At 65.7% G+C, this 20,748-nt stretch carries 21 protein-coding genes; 13 read left to right on the forward strand and 8 right to left on the reverse strand.

Annotated features, from left to right (window positions below):
- The first annotated feature begins 15 nt into the window (after window positions 1-15).
- From AC2EAL_RS15800 to AC2EAL_RS15815, 4 genes are all read left to right on the forward strand, one after another.
- Complete coding sequence (locus tag AC2EAL_RS15800; RefSeq protein ID WP_484725201.1) at window positions 16-492, forward strand: ureidoglycolate lyase; 477 nt, start codon at window positions 16-18, stop codon at window positions 490-492.
- A gap of 83 nt (window positions 493-575) precedes the next feature.
- A complete protein-coding gene (locus AC2EAL_RS15805) occupies window positions 576-2,060 on the forward strand; it encodes a nucleobase:cation symporter-2 family protein (protein ID WP_484725202.1) in 1,485 nt (494 codons plus the stop codon).
- Between the two features lie 104 nt (window positions 2,061-2,164).
- Entirely contained in the window at window positions 2,165-2,941 is a 777-nt protein-coding gene (locus AC2EAL_RS15810) for a potassium channel family protein (RefSeq protein WP_484725203.1), read from the forward strand.
- A gap of 114 nt (window positions 2,942-3,055) precedes the next feature.
- A complete protein-coding gene (locus AC2EAL_RS15815) occupies window positions 3,056-4,261 on the forward strand; it encodes a DUF2235 domain-containing protein (RefSeq protein WP_484725204.1) in 1,206 nt (401 codons plus the stop codon).
- Here AC2EAL_RS15815 and AC2EAL_RS15820 read toward each other — a convergent pair whose 3' ends face one another.
- Window positions 4,262-4,615, reverse strand: a complete 354-nt coding sequence (locus AC2EAL_RS15820; RefSeq protein ID WP_484725205.1) for a cupin domain-containing protein — start codon at window positions 4,613-4,615, stop codon at window positions 4,262-4,264.
- Window positions 4,616-4,754: 139 nt separating this feature from the next.
- Between AC2EAL_RS15820 and AC2EAL_RS15825 the strand changes: the two genes are divergently transcribed.
- Entirely contained in the window at window positions 4,755-5,327 is a 573-nt protein-coding gene (locus AC2EAL_RS15825; RefSeq protein WP_484725206.1) for a GNAT family N-acetyltransferase, read from the forward strand.
- A 201-nt stretch (window positions 5,328-5,528) separates the two neighbouring features.
- Here the strand turns inward: AC2EAL_RS15825 and AC2EAL_RS15830 are convergent, their stop codons facing one another.
- Together AC2EAL_RS15830 and AC2EAL_RS15835 are read right to left on the reverse strand one after the other, a co-directional pair.
- Window positions 5,529-6,503, reverse strand: a complete 975-nt coding sequence (locus AC2EAL_RS15830) for a type I glyceraldehyde-3-phosphate dehydrogenase (RefSeq protein ID WP_484725207.1) — start codon at window positions 6,501-6,503, stop codon at window positions 5,529-5,531.
- Window positions 6,504-6,602: 99 nt separating this feature from the next.
- Entirely contained in the window at window positions 6,603-8,618 is a 2,016-nt protein-coding gene (locus tag AC2EAL_RS15835) for an AsmA family protein (protein WP_484725208.1), read from the reverse strand.
- 146 nt (window positions 8,619-8,764) lie between these two features.
- Between AC2EAL_RS15835 and rimO the strand changes: the two genes are divergently transcribed.
- From rimO to AC2EAL_RS15850, 3 genes are all read left to right on the forward strand, one after another.
- Window positions 8,765-10,144, forward strand: coding sequence for a 30S ribosomal protein S12 methylthiotransferase RimO (gene rimO, locus AC2EAL_RS15840; RefSeq protein WP_484725209.1), 1,380 nt, complete (start codon window positions 8,765-8,767; stop codon window positions 10,142-10,144).
- 156 nt (window positions 10,145-10,300) lie between these two features.
- Window positions 10,301-11,863 (forward strand): hypothetical protein, encoded by a 1,563-nt coding sequence (locus AC2EAL_RS15845; RefSeq protein ID WP_484725210.1) that lies wholly within the window; start codon window positions 10,301-10,303, stop codon window positions 11,861-11,863.
- 156 nt (window positions 11,864-12,019) lie between these two features.
- Window positions 12,020-12,838 (forward strand): DUF1444 domain-containing protein, encoded by an 819-nt coding sequence (locus tag AC2EAL_RS15850; RefSeq protein WP_484725211.1) that lies wholly within the window; start codon window positions 12,020-12,022, stop codon window positions 12,836-12,838.
- Window positions 12,839-12,860: 22 nt separating this feature from the next.
- Here the strand turns inward: AC2EAL_RS15850 and AC2EAL_RS15855 are convergent, their stop codons facing one another.
- Window positions 12,861-13,256, reverse strand: coding sequence for a PRC-barrel domain-containing protein (locus tag AC2EAL_RS15855; RefSeq protein ID WP_484725212.1), 396 nt, complete (start codon window positions 13,254-13,256; stop codon window positions 12,861-12,863).
- A 272-nt stretch (window positions 13,257-13,528) separates the two neighbouring features.
- On the opposite strand from AC2EAL_RS15855, the gene AC2EAL_RS15860 reads away from it, so the two are divergent.
- Window positions 13,529-15,076, forward strand: a complete 1,548-nt coding sequence (locus AC2EAL_RS15860; RefSeq protein ID WP_484725213.1) for a tetratricopeptide repeat protein — start codon at window positions 13,529-13,531, stop codon at window positions 15,074-15,076.
- Here AC2EAL_RS15860 and AC2EAL_RS15865 read toward each other — a convergent pair whose 3' ends face one another.
- From AC2EAL_RS15865 to AC2EAL_RS15880, 4 genes are read right to left on the reverse strand one after another with little or no spacing between them, the layout of a single operon-like run.
- Window positions 15,077-15,439 carry a diacylglycerol kinase gene (locus AC2EAL_RS15865; RefSeq protein WP_484725214.1) on the reverse strand — a complete coding sequence of 121 codons (363 nt, stop codon included), beginning with the start codon at window positions 15,437-15,439 and terminating at the stop codon, window positions 15,077-15,079. It abuts the gene before it with no gap.
- A 58-nt stretch (window positions 15,440-15,497) separates the two neighbouring features.
- A complete protein-coding gene (locus AC2EAL_RS15870; protein ID WP_484725215.1) occupies window positions 15,498-15,854 on the reverse strand; it encodes a YigZ family protein in 357 nt (118 codons plus the stop codon).
- Window positions 15,855-15,901: 47 nt separating this feature from the next.
- Window positions 15,902-16,177, reverse strand: a complete 276-nt coding sequence (locus AC2EAL_RS15875) for a DUF6455 family protein (RefSeq protein WP_484725216.1) — start codon at window positions 16,175-16,177, stop codon at window positions 15,902-15,904.
- A 36-nt stretch (window positions 16,178-16,213) separates the two neighbouring features.
- Window positions 16,214-16,942 (reverse strand): M48 family metallopeptidase, encoded by a 729-nt coding sequence (locus AC2EAL_RS15880; RefSeq protein ID WP_484725217.1) that lies wholly within the window; start codon window positions 16,940-16,942, stop codon window positions 16,214-16,216.
- A 125-nt stretch (window positions 16,943-17,067) separates the two neighbouring features.
- On the opposite strand from AC2EAL_RS15880, the gene AC2EAL_RS15885 reads away from it, so the two are divergent.
- The 4 genes from AC2EAL_RS15885 (at window position 17,068) to yihA (ending at window position 20,704) form a co-directional block, all read left to right on the forward strand.
- On the forward strand, window positions 17,068-17,307 hold the full coding sequence (locus AC2EAL_RS15885; RefSeq protein WP_484725218.1) for a hypothetical protein: 240 nt from the start codon (window positions 17,068-17,070) through the stop codon (window positions 17,305-17,307).
- Between the two features lie 138 nt (window positions 17,308-17,445).
- Entirely contained in the window at window positions 17,446-19,296 is a 1,851-nt protein-coding gene (yidC, locus tag AC2EAL_RS15890; protein WP_484725219.1) for a membrane protein insertase YidC, read from the forward strand.
- A complete protein-coding gene (locus AC2EAL_RS15895; RefSeq protein ID WP_484725220.1) occupies window positions 19,293-20,054 on the forward strand; it encodes an MOSC domain-containing protein in 762 nt (253 codons plus the stop codon). Before yidC ends, AC2EAL_RS15895 begins: the two co-directional genes overlap by 4 nt.
- A complete protein-coding gene (gene yihA, locus AC2EAL_RS15900; protein ID WP_484725221.1) occupies window positions 20,054-20,704 on the forward strand; it encodes a ribosome biogenesis GTP-binding protein YihA/YsxC in 651 nt (216 codons plus the stop codon). Before AC2EAL_RS15895 ends, yihA begins: the two co-directional genes overlap by 1 nt.
- Window positions 20,705-20,748: the final 44 nt, after the last annotated feature.

The raw sequence follows: 20,748 nt of genomic DNA on the forward strand, positions 1-20,748 counted from the left end.
ATTCATGGGGTATGCATGCGCGTGATCCAGCCACTGCCCTTGACCGCGGATGCCTTCGCCCCCTTCGGCGATATCCTCGACGCCACCGGCGACTACCGCCTGATCAACGAAGGGATGTGCCACCGCCACCACGACCGCGCGAAGCTCGACTTCGGACCGGACGGCCGCGCCGGGATCTCGATCTTCCAGGCCGAGGCGCGGTCGCTGCCCTATGCCTTTGACCTGATCGAGTGCCACCCCCAGGGGTCGCAAGCCTTCATCCCGATGACCTCGGACCCCTTCCTCGTCATCGTTGCCACCAGTCCCGAAGCCGTGCCGCAAGCCTTTCTGACCAATGGCGCGCAGGGGATCAACCTGCATCGCGGCACCTGGCACGGTGTCCTCACGCCGCTGCATGCCCCCGGCCTTTTCGCCGTGGTCGACCGCATCGGGACCACCCCGAACCTCATGGAACACCGTTTCACCGAACCGTGGACGGTTCAGGCCCCCTGACGGGCCTGCCTTAACCGGAGCGCACGCGGGGCAGTGTGCAGACGGCGCGAAGACAACAGCCCCTAGGGAAAAGGACAGACCACATGACAACCACGCATCCCGTGGACGAGATTCTCGCGCCACCCAAGCTTTTCACCCTCGGCCTCCAGCATGTCCTTGTGATGTACGCGGGCGCCGTCGCCGTGCCCCTGATCGTCGGGCGCGCGCTGAAACTGGAACCGGCAGACGTCGCCTTCCTGATCTCGGCCGACCTCTTCGTCTGCGGCATCGTCACCCTGATCCAGTCCCTGGGCGCGACACAGTGGTTCGGGATCAAGCTGCCGGTGATGATGGGCGTCACCTTTGCTGCCGTCGGCCCGATGGTCGCCATGGCCAACGCGAACGGCGGCTCCGAGGGCGCCCGCGCGATCTTCGGCGCGATCATCGCGGCCGGGGTGATCTCGATCATCATCGCGCCCCTTGTCTCCCGGATGCTGCGCTTCTTCCCGCCGGTCGTGACCGGCACGATCATCCTGGTGATCGGCGTCAGCCTGATGCGGATCGGGATCAACTGGATCTTCGGCAACCCCGTGGGCCCCACCGCGCCGATGATCGTCGACCCGGCCCATGCCGACTGGCTGAAGGCCGTGACCGAAGGCGCTACCGCGGGCACCGTCACCGGCGTCACCGAGCTGCCGCCGAAGTTTGCCCCCGCCGCCACGATGATGAATCCGGCCTACGCACCTCTGGGCAACATCGGCATCTCGGCCATCGTGCTGGTCTCGATCCTGCTCATCGCCCGGTTCGCCAAGGGCTTTGTCGCCAACATCTCGGTCCTTCTGGGCATCATCATCGGCGCCGTCATCGCCGTGGCGCTTGGAAAGATGACCTTCGACAAGGTGGCCGATGCCTCGTGGTTCGGCCTGATCACGCCCTTCCACTTCGGGATGCCGACCTTCGACCTGGTGATGATCATCACCATGACCCTCGTCATGATCGTCGTGATGATCGAATCGACCGGCATGTTCCTGGCGCTGGGAGACATGACCGGCAAGCCGGTGACCCGACCGATGCTGTCGGCGGGCCTCAGGACCGACGGTCTCGGCACGCTGATCGGCGGCATCTTCAACACCTTCCCCTACACGTCCTTCAGCCAGAACGTCGGCCTCGTCGGGGTCACCGGGGTTCGCTCCCGCTTCGTCTGCGTCGCAGGTGGGGTCATCCTCATTGTCCTCGGCCTGGTTCCCAAGATGGGCGCGCTGGTCGAATCCGTCCCGACCATGGTCCTGGGCGGAGCGGGCCTTGTCATGTTCGGCATGGTCGCCGCCACCGGCATCCGCATCCTGGCCGGAGTCGACTTCGCCAAGAACCGCAACAACCTCTTCATCGTCGCGGTCTCGATCGGCATGGGGATGATCCCCCTCGTCGCGCCGAACTTCAAGCAGTGGATGCCGCATGACATCCACCCGCTGATCGAATCCGGCATCCTCCTCGCCTCGATCACCGCCGTGATCCTGAACGCCTTCTTCAACGGCACCGAAGAGCAGACCGAGGCGATCAAGGCCGCCGCCGCGCAGGCCGACCACTGACACCAGCCGCGGCCCTCCCCGACCGGGAGGGCCGCGGCTTCTTTCCCCCTGACAGCCTGAACCGGCCCGGTTAGTCTTGCCATAACGCGCATTGCAGGACCCCGATGACCGACACCCCCCTCCGCGCCCGCCTGCGCACGCTTTATGAAGGCGAAGGCCCGACGGGGGATCGCTTCCGCTATGCGCTTCTTGCCTTCGACCTGCTGACCGTCGGCTGGCTGGTGACTTCATCCTTCCTGGAACGCGGGCAGCATCATGTCCGCATCGACGTCGCCATCGGCTGCGTCTTCCTCGCCGACTTCGTGGCGCGGCTCATGATCTCGCGCAGGCCACTGAAAGACATCGCCAGCTTCTGGGGCATTGCCGACATCCTGGTGATCATTTCGCTTCTGTTCCCGATCTGGGGCGAGGGGCTGGCGTTCCTGCGCGTCCTGCGGCTCTACCGCGTCTTCCACTCACCGCAGACGCTGGACCAGTTGCGCAAGGACATCAGCGGTTTTCGCCGGCACGAGATGACGATCCGCGCCGCGCTGAACCTGCTGATCTTCATCTTCGCGATGACCTCGCTCGTCTATCAGACCCAAGGCCCGGTGAACGACAAGATCACCAACTACGTCGATGCGCTGTACTTCACCGTCACCACGCTCTCGACCACCGGGTTCGGCGACGTGACGTTGGTTGGCAACTCTGGCAAGCTGCTGTCGGTCGCGATCATGATCTTCGGGATCAGTCTGTTCCTGCGGCTGGTGCAGGTGGTCCTCCGGCCCCCGAAGGCGCATTTCCCCTGCCCGACCTGTGGGCTCCGCCGCCACGACCACGACGCAGTGCACTGCAAGGCCTGCGGAACCGTGCTGAACATCCCCGACGACGGGATGGATTGACGCAACGCTGACGGCGGCGGCGTTGACAGGCGTTGGCTCCGGGCGCAGGTTTGCTTCTGGCCCGCACCGGCATTTTCGCGGGCCAGTGCCGCAATTTCAGCGAAGGATTCACCCATGCACAAGCGCCTTGTCATCTGCCTGGACGGCACCTGGAACGCCGCTGACACCGAACGGGCCGAAACCAACGTCGCCCGCCTGTCCCGTGCGATCCGCGCCAATTCCGGGGCCGACGGGGTACCGCAGTTTTGCCTCTACCTGCGCGGCGTCGGCACCAGCGGCAGCCATATCGAGCGCCTCGTCGCGGGCGCGACCGGCGCAGGGACCGAGGACATCATCCGTTCCGCCTACCTGTTCCTCGCGCAGAACTACGTCCCGGCCCACAAGGACGAAAATGGCAACGACGTCCCGGCCGACGAGATCTTCCTGTTCGGCTTTTCGCGCGGGGCTTTCGCGGCACGCTCCCTGACCGGGCTTCTCGGCTCGGCGGGTCTGTTGAAACGGCAAAGCCTCGGCCACCTCTCCACCGCCTGGTCCTACTACCGCGAGTTCAAGAAACGCTCGCCGCAGGACTTCGTGAAGCGCTACGCCAAGCGCAAGATCGAGACGCATGAAGACATCACGGTCAACTTCCTGGGCGTCTGGGACACCGTTGGCGCGCTTGGCATACCGGTGGGCGTCCTGGGCGAGATCTCGGGCGTGATCCACGGCTTCCACGACACCTCGCCCTCGCGCATCGTCAAGCACGGGGTCCATGCGCTGGCAATCGACGAACAGCGCGACGAATTCGTCCCGACCCTCTGGACCGGAGAGGCCCCGCCCGGATCGACCATCGAACAGGTCTGGTTCGCGGGCTGCCATTCCGACGTGGGCGGCGGCTACAACGACCGGACGCTCGCCGACATCCCGCTGCTGTGGATGATCGACCGCGCCAAGGCGGCGGGCCTGCAGGTCGACGAGACGACGCCCGGCCTCTTGCCAACCCGCGCTGCGCTGGACGTCCTCGGCCCCACGCATGACTCGCGCGAGGGCTGGTCCGCCAAGGACCGCCTGACGCCGACGATCCGCCGGGTCTGCGAGGCGGATGTCGCCGTGAAGGCCTTCGAACGGCTCTACCGACCGCAGGGGCCGAACGGCAAGGCCCTGAAGACGATCAACGAAAAGCTGCATTGGAGCGTCGTCGAGCGTTTCGGCAAGGACGGCTTCATTTCGCCAGAGGACTTGGTGAAGTCGCGCAAGAAGGTGAAATACGGGCCGAAGAACCTGCTGCCGCTCTTCGCAGGCCCCGGCCAGCCGCACCCGACGACGCCGGTCTGGATCTGACTACTTCAGCTTGATGCAGAAATGCTTGCGGACCGGCTTGTCGATCGTCCAGGTGCCCTTGAACGTGGGTTCCACTGCAAAGGCATCGCCGGGCTTCATCGTGACCGGGCTGCCGCCGTCGGGCGTGATGGTGATCTGACCCTCGATCAGGTGCACGAATTCGTAGAACTTGTAGGACGCGTGCCAGCTGCCCACGGTCGCCTCCCAGGTCCCGCTGATGACGCTGCCATCGGCGCTGGTGTGCTGGACCCAGGTCTTCATCGTGGGCGTGCCTTGGGTCTTCACCCAGCCTTCCAGATCGGTCGTCATCGGCTCGGGTCCGGGGGCGGGAAAGCGGAAAACGGTGTCGGTCATGGCGGTTCTCCCTTTGGTTTCCCTTTCGTAGGACCGCACCCAGCGACTGGCAAGCGCCGGAACCGGCCAGAACCTGTCGGTTTCCGCCTTGCACGCCCGCCCTCGCGCTGGTTCAACCGTCCCTGAACAGGAGGTGCCAATGCTGATCCGCGACGCCAAGGCCTCTGACGCCGACCATCTGGTCCGCTTCATCAATATGGCCGCCGATGACCTGCCGCTGCACTTCTGGAAAAAGACCGCCGGACCGGACGGCGATCCATTGGCTTTGGGCCGCGAACGCGCCGCGCGTGAGACGGGGAATTTCTCCTACCGCAACGCCTGGCTGGCCGAGGTTGACGGTCAGGTCGCCGCCTGCCTCCTCGGCTACCCCGCCGCGCTGGAGCCAGAGCCCATCGCGCCCGACACCCAGCCGCTGTTCGTGCCGCTGATCGAGCTGGAGAACATGGCTCCCGGGTCCTGGTACCTGAACGTGCTGGCGACCTACCCGCAGTTTCGCGGGCAGGGCCTCGGGTCGGCACTGATCGCCAAGGCCGAGGAGGTCACCCGCGCCGCGGGCCGCAAGACCATCAGCCTCATCGCCGAGGACACCCACCGAGACGCGGTCCGCCTTTACCGCGCCAAGGGCTTCTCCGAAGTGGCCCGCCGCCCCGTCGTCAAGGAAGACTGGCAGGTCGACGCGCAGGAGTGGATCCTCTTCACCAAGCCCCTCTGACGCCTCCTCGTTCGACTTCGTCTCCTCGTCGGATGGCCCGCGAGGAGCGACGAAGTCGACGACGAGCCGCCCCAGCGAGGAGGAGCGAAGTCCCCGACGAGCCGCCCGGAAGCGTGGAAAAGCAAACCTTTCCAAATCCCTAACGTCCGCGACCAAGTTATTGGAATCAAACGCGTCTCAGCGTTTGTCCACCGTGGACACTCATCCCATCCGGAGGCCCATATCCAGCATCCGGTTCGAGAATCCCCACTCGTTGTCGTACCAGCCGAAGACCCGCAGCATCCCGCCCTGGGACACCTTCGTCTCCGGACAGGCCATCACCACGCTCTCCGCCCGCGCCCGCAGGTCGGTGGAAACCAGCGGCCGGTCCGTCGCCCCGATGACCCCGCCCGCCGCCCGGAAGGCCGCATTGACCTCCTCCACCGAGGGCCGCTTTTCGGTGACCAAATGGAAATCCACGCAGGAGACAGAGGCCACCGGCACCCGCACCGCCTGGGCGACGACCCGCCCCGCGATCTCGGGCAGCACACCGTCCAGCAGCCGCGCGGCCGAGGTCGTGGTCGGCACCATCGACAAGGCCGCAGCCCGGCTTCTCGGATAGTCCGCTGCGGGCGCATCCACCGTCGGCTGGCTGCCGGTATAGCAGTGGACCGTCGTCATCGACCCCGCGATGATCCCCCACCTCTCGTTGATCAGCCGCGCCAGCGGGGCCAGAGCGTTCGTCGTGCAGGACGCGTTCGAAACGATCCGCTGCCCCGCCAGCACCCCGTCATTTGCCCCCAGCACCACCGTCACATCCGCCGCGCCCGACGGCCCCGAAATCAGCACGCGGGATGCCCCCGCCCGCAGCCCCCGCTCGGCCACTTCTCGCGCCTCGGCCCGGCCGGTGCACTCCATCACCAGGTCGACTCCAGCCAGATCGAGGGTCGACAGATCCGCCGTCCGATGCAGCGGCAGCCGCCGACCATCGACGACCAACGCTCCACCCTCGAGCGCGACCTGACCCTTCCACGGCCCGAACACCGAGTCGTACTCGAACAGGTAGGCGCACATCTCGGCCGCCGCGATGTCGTTGATTCCGACGATCTCCAGGCCCGGCCACTTCGACGGAGACAGGAGATAGGCCCGCAGCACCGACCGCCCGATCCGCCCGAACCCGTTGATGAAGACCCGCATCCGCTGCTTCCCCCTACCGCCCGCTGCAGTCTCAGCACGGGTTGCGGGCGGCTTCAACGGGAAGACTTGTGCCCGTCACAAAGCAATCCGCGCCGGGGGTCAGTTGCCGCCGAGGATATCCTCCAGCGCCTTGCGGGCCTCATCCTCCAGCGCGTCCTGCGCGCCCCGTTTCGCGGCATCTTCCAGTGACTCCTCGGGCGCGACCTCGACCCCGAGTTCCTCCTCCAGACGCTGCTGGAGTTCGGCCTTGGCGGCAGCCTCGGCGGCCTTGGCCTCTTCCTCAAGCCGGGCGGCGGCGGCCTTGGCTTCGGCCTCCATCTTCTCACGCGCGATGGATTCGAGGTCCAGCCTGAAACGCGGCTTGGCCCAGGGTCCGGTGATCAGCAAAGGCACCATCACCCCGCCCGTCCCGTCAGCATTTGCCAGCGCCGTGGGCCGCAGCCGGTAGTTCAGCGTCCGGTCCCCCAGCCCGATCTCGCCCGCGCCCGATGCGGTGACATAGGGCGCCACCAGCTTCAGGTCGCTGTTCGACAGCACTCCACTCGCGATGCTGAACGTCCCGGCCAGCCCGTCGAAGATCGTCTTCTGCCCCTCGCCGACATAGCCAGGATCCAGGGTCTGCAGCATGCCGCCGATGTCGAGCCCGCGCAGTTCACCCTTGCCAAGCTCCAGGTCGCCCTGGCCTTTCAGGCTTTTCATGATCGCGGCGATAGAGTTGCCGACGCCCAGAAACTCGACCTGGAAGTCACCGGTCGACACCAGGCGGTCCCAGCCGGCAAGATCGGTGAACAGCGGCTCGGTCTGCAGGCCGGCAAGGGTCAGGCGGCCCCCGACTGACAGGCCCCCACGACCGTTCACAACAAAATCGCCGCTGATCTGGCCGCCATAGGCCTGCATTTCGCGGATTTCGGTCACGGCGCGGGCGCGATCCACGGTGATCAGTACCCGGGTCTGTCCGAGCTTGAGGACACCCAGATCGACCGAAGGCGCTGCCAGGGCGATTTCGGCATCCATTACGCCCAGCGCGCTGACATCGATCGCGCCCTCGGGCCAACCTTCGGCCTGCATGCCCCCGACCTCGCCCCCGCCCATGTCGCCATCGGGGCCGGTGCCGATGGTGATCGCCCCGGCAGCCAACTGAGCCTTGAGCTTCGGTCGCGCCTCGCCCGGGGTCAGGTCCAGGTCGCCCTTGATCCGGTTGGCGTCCGCAATGATCTCGGCCCCACGCAGGAAAGCGGCGCCGGTGCCGTCCAGAGTCAGTTGCCCGCTGACCTGCAAGGTATCATGGCCCAGCCCCGGGTTCGGTCGGGAGAGATCGGTGCCCAGCAGGGACCCCAGCGCCGGAAGGTCGGACAGGTCAGCAACCAGCGCGCCCTCGGCCGCAAGGGGCGCATAGCCGCCGCGCCCTTCAAAGCCGAGCTTGGTCCCCCCGGCCACGAGGCTGGCCTTCAGCGGCACGACCCGGCCCATGGCGAAGGCGGAAAAGACCTCTCCTGCCAGATCAAGCGCCACCTCTTGCCCACCGGACAGGGCGGTTCCCGTCAGGGTGAAGGGGCCCGAGAAATCGGGGATGGCCAGGGTCGCGTCGATCTCGTCCAGCGCGATGGAACGGCCCGATTGCCGGTCGTCGTATTGCAGCCGCCCGCCGGTGATCGACCCCTGGTCCAGCGTGAAGCCGGTTGCCGGTGGCGGCACCGCACCTGCCCCGCCGGCCTCGCCTGTGTCACTGGCCGAAAAGACCCAGTTCGCCTGCCCGTCCGCCGCGCGTTCCAGGTGGATTTCCGGCCGGTCCGCCGTCAGCCCCAGAATCCGGACGTCTCCGCCGATGAGCGCACCAAGATTGACGTCGATCGATAGTCCCTCGGCCCGGAACAGGGGCTGACCGCTTTCCGCCCAATCGGCATTGGCGATGCTGACCGGACCGGTGGTGACGCCAAGGCTGGGCCAGAGCCGGGGCTTGATCTCGCCCAGCACCTCAAGCTTGCGGCCGGTCATCGCCTCGAACTGACCCGACACCGCCTGAGCGATGCGTTCCGAGGGAACGACGGCCAGCATGCCGAAGGCCAGCACGACCACAACTGCCAAAGCGATCCCGACCCGGACGATCCAGCGCATGCTCAGCTCCTCGGAGATTTTCTTGTTTTGCCGAAGTTTATGCCCCGCTGCGCCGGGTTGCCAAGTCAGGGCGGCCCGACTGGCATCAATTGGCCGAGAGCGCCTTGGGCTTTCCTGAACCCGCGTGGCGCGGTATAGGGCGCCCCATGTCCGAGAACCCGCCGCTCCTTCGCCCCGACCTTGCCCGCGCCCTTGTCCCCGACACGAGGCGCGAGGGCCAGCCGACCATCGGCATGGTCTCCTTGGGCTGCCCCAAGGCGCTGGTCGATTCTGAACGCATCCTGACGCGGCTGCGGGCGGAAGGTTATGCCATCAGCCCGGATTACAAGGGCGCAGACGCGGTGATCGTCAACACCTGCGGTTTCCTGGACAGCGCCAAGGCGGAAAGCCTGGAGGCCATCGGTGAGGCGCTGCAGGAAAATGGCCGGGTGATCGTGACGGGCTGCCTTGGGGCGGAGCCGGAGTACATCACCGGGGCGCATCCGAAGGTGCTGGCGGTGACGGGCCCGCACCAGTACGAAAGCGTGCTGGACGCGGTGCATGCGGCCGTGCCGCCCGCGCCCGATCCGTTCATCGACCTTCTGCCCGCGACCGGGGTTTCGCTGACGCCCCGGCACTACAGCTATCTGAAGATTTCCGAGGGCTGTAACCACAAGTGCAAGTTCTGCATCATCCCGGACATGCGGGGTCGTCTGGTCAGCCGCCCCGCCCACGCCGTGCTTCGTGAGGCGGAAAAGCTGGTCGAGGCGGGGGTTCGCGAGCTTTTGGTCATCTCCCAGGACACCTCGGCCTATGGAGTCGACCGCAAGCACGACCTGTCACCCTGGAAGGGCGGCGAGGTGCGCGCCCACATCACCGACCTCGCGCGCGAGATGGGGAAACTGGGGGCCTGGGTGCGGCTCCACTACGTCTACCCCTACCCGCATGTCCGTGACCTGATCCCGCTGATGGCCGAGGGGCTTGTGCTGCCCTATCTCGACATCCCCTTCCAGCACGCCCATCCCGACACGCTGAAACGCATGGCCCGCCCGGCGGCGGCAGCGAAGACGCTGGACGAGATCGCCGCCTGGCGCGCGGTTTGCCCCGACCTGACCCTGCGGTCGACCTTCATCGTGGGCTATCCTGGCGAGACCGAGGCGGAGTTCCAGACGCTGCTCGACTGGCTGGACGAGGCGCAGCTGGATCGGGTCGGCTGCTTCCAGTACGAAAACGTCGCCGGGGCGCGGTCGAACGAGTTGCCGGACCACGTGGCTCCGGAAGTGAAGCAGGAGCGGTTTGATCGCTTTATGGAAAAGGCCCAGGCCATTTCCGAGGCGAAACTGGCCGCCAAGGTTGGAAAAGTGCTGGAGGTGATCGTCGACGAGGTGGACGAAGACGGCGCCACCTGCCGCACCAAGGCCGACGCACCCGAGATCGACGGGAACCTGTTCATCGACGAGGGGTTCGAGGGTCTGCAGCCCGGGGACATCGTAAAGGTCGAGGTGGATGAAGCCGGGGAATACGACCTCTGGGGCCGACTGGCCTGAGGCGCGATCTTGCTTCCTTTTCACGGCAAATCGGGCACAATCGCCAAAGGTTGAATCACCTTGCGCGGTTCTCATTCACAGGTGTCGAAGTTGCCCCGGTTTCTGTCCACAGTCGTTCTGTACCTTTCCCTTGCCATCCCTGCCCTGGCCGATCCGATGGACGACCTGTTCAGCGCCGCCTTGGCAGATGACGCGGCGCGCGTCGAGGAGATCTTTAAGGCGGCGGACAGCCCGAAATTGCAGCGCAACATGATGCGGATGCTGGGCGGCAGTCACCCTGACCTGCGCGATTTCACGCGGGCCTGGGCCGAGGCCGAGCCGGAGAACGCAATGGCGCTGACCGCGCGGGCCTGGTCGCTGTACCGGGAGGCCTTTCTGATCCGGGGCGTGGATTCGAACCAGCACAGCTGGCCAGCATCGCTGAGGCAAGCGTGGCCGATGCTGCGCGAATCCTTTGCCCTTGCCGAACGGGCCCTTGCAGCCGATCCGACCTATCTGCCCGCCTCGGACGCGGTGAATATCATTGGCGAGGTGTCTGACAACATGGCTCGCAGCAACGCAGAAGGTATCCGCATTCTGGAAACTACCCCAAACCGGCACAGTCTTGTCATTTCTGCAACCTCGGTCCGCAAGGACTGGTTGGGGCGGATCGGGGTCAAAACCGACCTCTGCGACACCTATGCCGAAAAGCTGCCGGACGCGACCGGCTATACGTCGGAAATGTGCGTGATCGAGGCGATCTACAGGTCAAGCAACTGCTGCGAAGATCAGTTGGAGTGGGCCTACGGGCAGATCGGCAAGTATGTGGACGAGCCGCTGATGGAGGAAACCGTTCTAATGGCCGCGGCCCGGAACCACCTGGCGCCAGAGGCGGCGGATCGGCTTAGGGCCCGGCTGATCGCCGAAGACCGCTTGACGGTCGACGTCGCGCTTTCGGGCCGACCCGAAATCGTGTACCAGCCGTACGAACCGGGCAAAGACCCCTTGACCGATGTCGAAGCCGTGCAGGCCGCCTTGCAGCGGGATCTTGCCGCAGCCAAGGTGGCCGCGGATCGCGACCCCGGCGACCCGAAGACCATTTCCCGGCTGGCCGAGCTTTATCGCCTTGCAACGACCCTGGAGTTGCGCGCGGCAGGCTACTACCAGATCCCCCCGCCTGATGACATCGTGGAGAAGCACACGGTGGTGATGCTGCGGGCGCGCGAGTATGATGACGACGTGAAGGCGCGGACCCTTAAGCTGATCAAGGCCCTGCCACGGAACCGCGACGCGCTGCTCTTTGCGGCGACACGACTGCACGATCACCTCCCGGACCCGCTGGAAAGCGCGCTGTGGCGGCAGGGGCTTTACTCCAATGCAGTGCTGTACTCGAACTATCGCCATTTTGTCCTGAATGATATGGTAATCGGCATCAAGTTCGACCGGTCCAAGCTGGAGCGGAAGAGTGCCGCCGGCAAGGCGCAGACCTACGACGATGCGGTCCTGACCAAGGCCTTTGACTGCCCTTACATTCGCGCGCTGAGACACCTGGAAGCCGCCTGCAAAGCGGCCGACGAAGACCTTATCCTGTGCTTCCAGCAAGTCGGCCTGTCGTTTGAAGAGGAATTCTCTGGTCCCGAAAGCGTAATCCGGAAGGCAGAGGCGCGCGGTGTCTGCGAGGTTGAGCGCACGGCCCCGATCGACAGCCTGCGGTACGAAGAGATCGACCTGGGCTTGTAGGGCGCGACAGTGACGGCGCATTGCAAAGCGCGCGATCGTCACAGACAGGTCGGGTATGTCGGGGGAGGATGATCTGTGACGCAGGATCACCGGAATGATCTGTTCGCGCCAAACCCCAGGGCCAAGGCAAGGCATGGCCGCGCGCTGGTTGCCTTGATGACTATCCTTCTGCCGGTCACACCTCTTTTGGCCGAACCGCTTGCCACCCTGGAGCGGATGCGCAAGGCCGCGGTTGACCTTCCGGGTGTGGTCTCGGCATCCATCAACCGCAGTGAGCTGCTCTTGATCGTCACCACGTCGGACGGCACCGAATATGCGCTGTCGCCCGACAACCTGGACCGGACGCTGGGCACCCTGGACGACATGGCCGCGCAGGATGCCGCAATCGTGGATTTCGTGTCGCAGGTCTCGGCAGCAATGACGTCTTCGTCAGACCTTAGTGAAGCCTCGGTGCAGTTCATCTTGCCTGTGGTCACGTCAAGCGAGTTGGCGCGGGCGCCAGCTGCATCCGAAATGGATCTCTGGACCGTCGAGATTGCCCCCGGTCTATCCGAATACCTGGTTCTGGATGCCCCAAGCTCGGTGGCCTATGTGACAGAGAAGATGATCTTGGACAGCGGGTTGGACGCGGCCTTCCTGCGGGACCAGGCCCGCACGAACCTGCGCAAGCGGGCGGCGGACCTCGTGGTTCAGGACTACTCGGCGGCGCCCTGGGTGGCGGGCGTGCTGCTTGACGGCTTTTACGAATGCAGCCTCATGCTTCTGCCCGAAGTCTGGAGCACCTTGGCCGAAGAACGCGGAGGCATCGTTGCGGCCTGTCCGGCACGCGGCGAGCTCTTGGCGGCATCGGCCGCTGACCAGGAGGGGCGTGACATGCTGGAAGGCTACAGCCGCGAGGCGGTGGCCGCGCATCCCTATCCCGGATCGGACAGACTCTATCAATGGTCGCAGTCCGGTTGGGCAGTGCTGCCGTGAACGCCCTTGCCGACACCCTGTGTCACAGCCAGTAGCGCGACACGCCGCAATAGTCGTAGTTGCGGCGCCGGTAGTCGCGGTCTTCGTACCAGTTGTCACCCCATTCGGGCGCGCCGGTCAGCTGTTCCTGGGTGATGTTGATGACGAAGCCGCCCCGATTGGTGTCGTAGCTGCGCTTCTTCCACGGCACCGGATGGTGTTTGGCGCCAAGCCCTAGGAAGCCGCCAAAGCTCATCACCGCATAGGCGATCTGACCGGACTGCTTGTCGATCAGCAGATGGTCGATCTCGCCCAGGTAGTTGCCGGAGCGGCTGTACACCTCGGTTCCGTTCACGTCCGAGTTGGAGACCATGGTGCAGGGGGTCGCGCTGCCCGAAGTGGACGTGGTGGCGCGGTCAGCAAAGGATGCGTCTTGCATGGTGGCCTCTTTCTGGTTGGGGTTTCGAAAGAACTCCGCGGCCCCACGATTGTTCCCTGCCCCACCGCCACTCACGCGGCAAGTGACAGGGTGTCATCCCCCAAGGAGACGGCCCTCGGCAAAATGCCCCTTCCATTTCATCCGGGATCACGCACTATCGCTATGGCTGAAATCCGCCCTCACCGTTCGCATTCAAGGGTATCGAATTGTCCAGGCTGCTTTCTGTGTTCCTTGTTTGCTTTGCTACCGTCGTCCCTGCCCTTGCCGATCCGATGGACGACCTCTTTGCTGCCGCGCAGGCGGGTGACAAGGCGCAGGCCGAAGCGATCATTGCGGCGGCAGACACGGCGCGACAGCGGCGTGACATGATGTGGATGCTGGGCGGCAGCCACGAAGATTTGCGCACCTTTACCAAGGATTGGGTCGAGGCCGATCCCGACAATCCGGTGGCGCTGACCGCGCGGGCCTGGTCGGTCTACCGCGAGGGTTTTCAGGTCCGGGGAGAGCGCATTCGCCGGCATACCTATCCCCCCTTGCTGGAGGAAGCGCAGGGTCGCTTTCTTGAAGCGATTGCCTTGGCCAGGAAGGCCTCGGAACTGGACCCGCGCTATCTTCCGGCGTCCGATGCGGTGATCCTGATCAACCGAAGCGCCGGGCGCAGCGATGATGCCATTGCCGAGCTGGAACGGATCATGGCGTTGGAGCCGAACCAGCACAGTCTGGTGCTGACGGCTGCCGCCCTGCCAGCCAAATGGGGCGGGTCCGAAGAGCTCATGCAGGCGCTTTGCGCCTATTTCGCCGGCACCGTGACCGATGTCGCCGATTTCGACGCGGATACCTGTTTCGCCCAGGCCGTCATTCGCGCCGATCTTGCTGGCGCCACCCGGGACTGGGCAATCACCATCCTTGCGCCCAAGGCCGGAGAGCCGCACCTGGAGTATGAGGCCCTGGAGTTGGCCCGCGAGCATGTCCTGCCCTATGAAGGCGTCGAACCCCTTGTGGCGCGGTTCACGGCCGAGGGTCGGATGTCGACGGTCCTCGCGCTGGCCTGGACTCCGGAACTGCTGAAGTCCGGGCCCCTGCCGGACAAGGCGGGTTTTGAGGCAATGCTGGCGCGGGACCTTGCAGCTGCCAACACGGCCGCGGACCGCGATCCGGGCGGCCTCGGCCCGTTGAAGGACCTGATCGACCTGTACCAGATCGAGGCCGATTTCCTGTCCTACCAGGTTCTATACAACCTCAACCCGACCGAGGCCGAACGTCAGGACGCGGCGCAGCAACTGGAGGCGCTGTTGCAGCGCCAGGCGGAAGAGCTGGATCGGCGGGCAAGGCAGTTGCTGGTCCTTGTCCCCCGCGACAGTGCAGTGCTTCAGTTCGCGGTCGACCACATACAGTCGCCCGCTCCCGACCCGCTGGCGGCGGACCGCTGGGCGATGGACCTGCTGACCAACGCCGCCGTCTATGCGAATTACCAGGAACGCCAGGTCGGCCGGATCGTCATCGAGGTGCAAGAGCGGCTTGCCGCGCTGCGGGAACGGATGGCGGCTGGCACAGCACCCGCCTATTCGGACGCCGACCTGGATGCGGTCTATCACTGCCCCTACGTCCGCGCTGTCCGCCTGGTGGACGCGATCTGCGCGGATCACGAATGGGGAGAGGAAACCTGCCTGCTGGAATCGGTCTGGAGTGCACCGTCGGACAGCGGTCAGGAATTCTCGCTGTACGGAAAGATCGCCAAGCGCGGGGCCTGCGCGCACGAACGCGAAACGCCGGTCGAGGATTTGTTGTACGACATCGTCGAGGTCCAGCCGCTGCCCTGACTACCCCACCAAGACCACCACCCAGGCCACCCCCGCTGCGATTGCCGCCAGCGCCACGCAGGCCGAGCCGCAGTCCTTGGCCTTCTTCGCGCGAGGGTCAGGGCCGGGTGAGATGTGGTCGACCACTTCCTCGATCGCCGTGTTGATCAGTTCCGCCGCCAGCACCAAGAGCCCCAGCGCCAGGATCAACGCGCGTTCAGCCGGCGACAGGTCAAGCGAGAACGCCAGTGCGGCGGAGAGGACATTGGCCAGGGTCCACTGCCGCAGGGTCTTTTCCGTGGACCAGGCGGCGCGAAAACCCTCCAAAGACCAGATCACCGTATTGGCCAGCCGCCGTCCCTCGGCCCGCAGCATGTCGCGCATATGTCCCTCCCCCCGTTTCGGGCCAAGCTAGACCCGCCGCAGCCCCGCGCCAAGCGGTTCAGGAGCGCGCGGCGGCAAAGGCTGCGCGGGTGCAGGTCACGATATGGGCAAATCGGTCGCCGCCCAGTTGCACGCCGCCATACCAGCGGGTGACGACGACGATGCGGTCCGCCACGGCCTCGCGCTCCAGCATCTTCAGGATCACCGCCCCCGCGCCGGCCTCGCCATCGTCATTCTTCAAGGGGCCACCGTCCGCCAGGACAGCCGCCCAGGAATGATGCGTGGCCTTGGCGAACTTGCGGCGCTGGCAGAGCGTGGCCAGGAAGGCGTCGATCTCGGCCTTGCTATGCACGGTCCCGATGGCCGCAGCATAGCGCGAGCCACGGTCACGGATCAGGTCTTCCAGGACGATCATGGAGCGATGCTAGAGGACCGCGCTGTCCGGGGCCAGAGGGCGCGGGGTCAGCCCAGTGCCTCGATCCCGGCCTTGTTCGGGCAGAAGTCGGGCATGGCATTGGCCGCGCCCGATTGCCCCAACCAGCTTTCGCAGCGGTCGCCCTTGCCGCAGGCGGCACAGCGGGCAATCAGCTCTTCCAACTCCTCGCGTTGCAGCCAGCCTTCGACCACCGCGCGCGGCAGGTTGACCCCGGAAATCCGTGCCATGCCGCGCGTCAGCCACCAGGCCTTGGGCGCTTCTGGATACCCGATCATTGCCGACACCTCCGGTTCTGGTGCCATGCTGCGCGTCCCAGGGCCCGGATGCCTTGACGCAGATCAAAGGCCGCGCAGGCGGCGGGTCGTGGCGACGACCAGGGCCTTGCGTTCGGCGTTCGGGGGGTGGCTGCCCAGGAACCGGTCGCCCGGGTCGGGCAGCCGGTCGAAGAAGCCGCTGCCCTTCACCGGGTCATAACCGGCCAGAAAGGCGATCTCGGCGCCCAGCGCGTCGGCTTCCAGTTCGAACTCGCGGGAATAGCTGCGCGCCGCGACTTCGGCCCCGATGTTCTGAGCGGCGCGCACTTCTTCGGGCGACAGTCCGCTGGCCTGGGCCAGAACACCGGCCAGCAGTGCCCCCGACAAGGCCTGGTCCTGCCGCTTGGGGATGTGGCCACGTATATGGTGCGCGGCCTCATGCCCCAACACGAAGGCCAGTTCGTCCGCGTTGCGGGCGTCGGCGATCAGCGCCAAGGAAAAGCCGATCACCGGACGCTTGGCGCGGTCGAGCGTCTGGAAGGCGTTCGGCGGCTGGCCGGGCCGGTCATCGACCACGATGCGGAAGTCGCAGTTCCGCGCCACGCTCTGCTTGCGGCAATAGTCCTCGGCCACCGGCTCGACCCGGGCGACCACGGACAGGAAGTTTTCCGCCGCAACCCGGGGCGGCTGGACCGGAGCGGCCGCTTCCGTTGGCGGGACCGGGGCCGGAAGCGGGGCGGGGGAGGAGGCCACGCAGCCGCCAAGCGCAAGCGCCAGGGCAAGGGATCGAAGGGGTGTCAGGGGACTGCGCATCGGGAACCTCGGCGGGATGGCGGAAGGGTAGCAAATCGCCGGGGAAGGGAAAGGGCGGCTCACCAAGCTGTCATCCCGGGCTTTGCCGGTTGCCGAAGCGGACCGGCCCGGTTAGCCTGCACCCCATGTTCACCATCGAGCACGAATTCGACGCCACCGTCATCACCCTGGTCGATGAGGGCGAGGACCTGCCCCTGCTGGAAGACATCGTCATCAACGCCTTCGAGGATTGCGTGACGGTCGAACAGGCCGACCCGCAGACCGACGAGGTCCTGCGGATCACCCTGTCGATGACCCAGCTGCGCGATCTGGCGGCGGCATTGAACCTTCCCGAAGGCAGCTACCGGCTGGAACGCAAGGGCTGAGGCCCATGGTCGCGCCTGGCCCCGGGAACCTTCAGAATTGATCGGCTGGCCCGGTCTTTCCGGGCGAAACTGCTTGACCTTTGCCTAGGGCTGTCGTTGAAGCACCGCTGATCGGTTGATCGGCATGGTGGCGGGCAGATGGAAGAGCAGAACAACAAGAACCTGATCCTGGCGATGGTTCTCAGCGCGGCGGTGATGCTTATCTGGTTCGTGCTGTTCCCACCGCCCGAACCGCCCGTGCAGACCGCGACCACCGATGCCGCGGCAACCACCGCCGACGCCCCGGCCACCGCGACGACCGCCGATACCGCCGCCGCCCAGTCCGAGGCCGAACCGGTTCCCGAAGCGCCGCGCCTGGCGATAGACACGCCGAAGCTTGAGGGCTCGATTTCGCTGCTTGGCGGCCGGATCGACGACCTGTCGCTGAAGGGCTACCGCGAGACCATTGAACCGGACGCACCAGTTGTCCGCCTGCTGTCGCCCGCCGGTGAGACCCTGCCCTACTTCGCGCTGTTCGGCTGGTCGCATGGCACCGGTCTTGAATCCGCCGACGTCCCCGGACCGATGACCGAATGGCAGCAGACGGGCGGCACCACCCTTGCCCCGGGCCAGCCAGTCACGCTGGGCTGGACCAATGCCAAGGGCCTGACCTTCACCCGCGAGATCTCGGTGGACGAGGACTTCATGTTCACCGTGACCGACCGTGTCCAGAACGGCTCGGCCAATGCGGTGACCTTGCAGCCCTACGGCCTGATCGCCCGCCAGGGCTTGCCGAAGCTGCAGAACATCTTTGTGGTCCACGAGGGCGCAATACAGCGTGCTGATGGCGAGCTGACCGAGACCGACTATGTCGACCTGACCGAATTCGAAGTCGTTCCCGGAGAGGGCATGCCGGCGCAGGTGACCGAGGCCACGACGGACGGTTGGGTCGGATTCACCGACCACTACTGGATGACCACTCTGATCCCGCAGCAGGGCCAGCCCTACAAGCAGGTTCTGAAGTATGATCCTGCGCGCAACGAGTATCTGGCTGACGTGCGCCCGGCCGCAGTCAGCCTTGCTGCCGGGGGTGAGACGGTCTCGACCATCCGCCTCTTCGCGGGTGCCAAGGAATGGGCAACAATCCGCGCTTACGAGAATGAAGGCGGCATCCCGGGCTTCATCGACAGCATCGACTGGGGCTGGTTCTTCTTCCTCACGAAGCCCATCTTCGCCGTCCTGCACTGGCTGAACGCGCTGATCGGCAACATGGGCTGGGCGATCATCGCGCTGACCTTCGTGCTGAAGACGCTGGTTCTGCCTCTGGCCTACAAGTCCTACGTCTCGATGGCGCGGATGAAGGAACTCCAGCCCGAGATGGAGGCGTTGAAGGAACGCGCGGGCGATGACCGGCAGAAGATGCAGCGCGAGATGATGCAGCTTTACAAGGACAAGAAGGTGAACCCCGCCGCGGGCTGCCTGCCGATCCTGATCCAGATCCCGATCTTCTTCGCGCTCTACAAGGTGATCTTCGTCACCATCGAACTGCGGCATGCGCCGTTCTTTGGCTGGCTGAAGGACCTGTCGGCTCCCGACCCGTCGTCGATCTTCAATGCCTTCGGCCTCTTGCCCTGGGACGCCCCGGCGACCGGATCGATCCTGCACCTGATCTTCATCGGCATCCTGCCGATCCTGCTGGGCGTCACCATGTGGGCGCAGCAGAAGCTGAACCCGGCGCCGACCGACCCGGTGCAGGCCTCGATCTTCGCATGGATGCCCTGGGTCTTCATGTTCATGCTGGGCGGGTTCGCCTCGGGCCTGGTGGTCTACTGGATCACCAACAACACGATCACCTTCATCCAGCAGTACCTGATCATGTGGAGCCACGGCAAACGGCCGGACATCTTCGGCAACATCCGTGAGGCGAAGGCGGCGAAGGTGGCGGCAAAGGCGAATGGGCCCAAGACCCCGCCCCCGCCCGCACCTGCGCCGAAGAAGGGGAAGAAGTGACCGCCGCGCACGGGGCGCGCATCGCGCAACTGGTGCGCCACCCGATCAAGTCCGCGGGCTATGAGCCGGTGGCCGAGGCCGTGTTGACCGAGGGTGCGGCGTTTCCCTTTGACCGGGTCTGGGCCGTGGCCCACGCCGCCGCCCGGCTGACCGAGCCACCGACCTGGGCGCCGAAGCTGCAGTTCCTGCGCGGCTGGGGTTCGGCAGAGTTGATGGCGATCTCCTGCGCCTCGGACCCTGCGGCGGGCGAGGTCACCCTCAGCCATCCGCGCCGCCCGACCGAAACCTTCCGCCCGGATGATCCTGCGGATGCGGCCCGGCTGATCGACTGGCTGCGCCCGCTCTGGCCCGAAAACCGCCCCGAACCCGCCCGGGTGATCCGCGTGCTGGGCCAGGCCTTGACCGACCAGGACCAGCCGCTGGTCTCGATCAATTCGGTCTCGTCGCTAGCGGACTTTTCGGCGCGCATGGGCCAGGACCTGTCGCCGCACCGCTTCCGTGGCAATATCTGGGTCGAGGGCTGGGCACCCTGGAGCGAGCTTGACCAGATCGGGCAGGAGATCACCGTGGGCAAGGCCCGCCTGCGTATCGAGGAACCGATCGGCCGCTGCCGCGCGACTGGGGCGAACCCCATGACCGGGGTGCAGGACGCCGATACGATGGGCGCGCTTGAGGCAGGCTATGGCCACACCGATTTCGGGGTCTTCGCCCGGGTGATTGCGGGTGGCAGGGTCACTGTCGGGGACGAGGTGCGCTGATGGCGATGACCTTCTCTCTGACGCCCGAGCCCGAGGACGAGGCGCGCGAGGCCGGACGGCTGTTGTTCGCCGGCCCGGTGACATTCGTGAAGGGCGTCGTGGCCATGTCCGGCCTGCCCCCGGCCGACCGGCTGGAGGTCTGCTTTGCCGGGCGGTCGAACGTGGGCAAATCCAGCCTGATCAACGCGTTGACGGGCCGCAAGACGCTCGCGCGGGCCTCGAACACCCCGGGCCGGACGCAGGAAATCAACTATTTCGCCTTGGGTGAGGAGCGCTATCTCGTCGACCTGCCGGGCTATGGCTATGCCGAGGCCCCGGTGGCCGTGGTCGCCAAATGGCAGGCGCTGTTGAAGCAGTACCTGTCGGGCCGGGTGACCCTGCGCCGGGCCTTCGTGCTGATCGACGCGCGGCATGGGGTCAAGGCGGTGGATGAGGAGATCCTGACGCTCCTCGACCGCAGCGCGGTGACTTTCCAGGCGGTACTGACGAAGGTCGACAAGATCAATCGCACCGAACGCGAGGCGGTGATCGAACAGGTCAAGGGCGCGTTGGGGAAACACCCGGCCGCTTACCCGGAGATCGTGGTGACCAGTTCCGAAAAGGGCGAAGGGATTGAAACCCTGCGCGCCCTGATCGCGACGATGGAGTAAGAGCCAAAATCCTTAAGTAAGGATTTTGACAAATTTCTTACTCA

The sequence above is a fragment of the Tabrizicola sp. T74 genome (assembly GCF_057219935.1).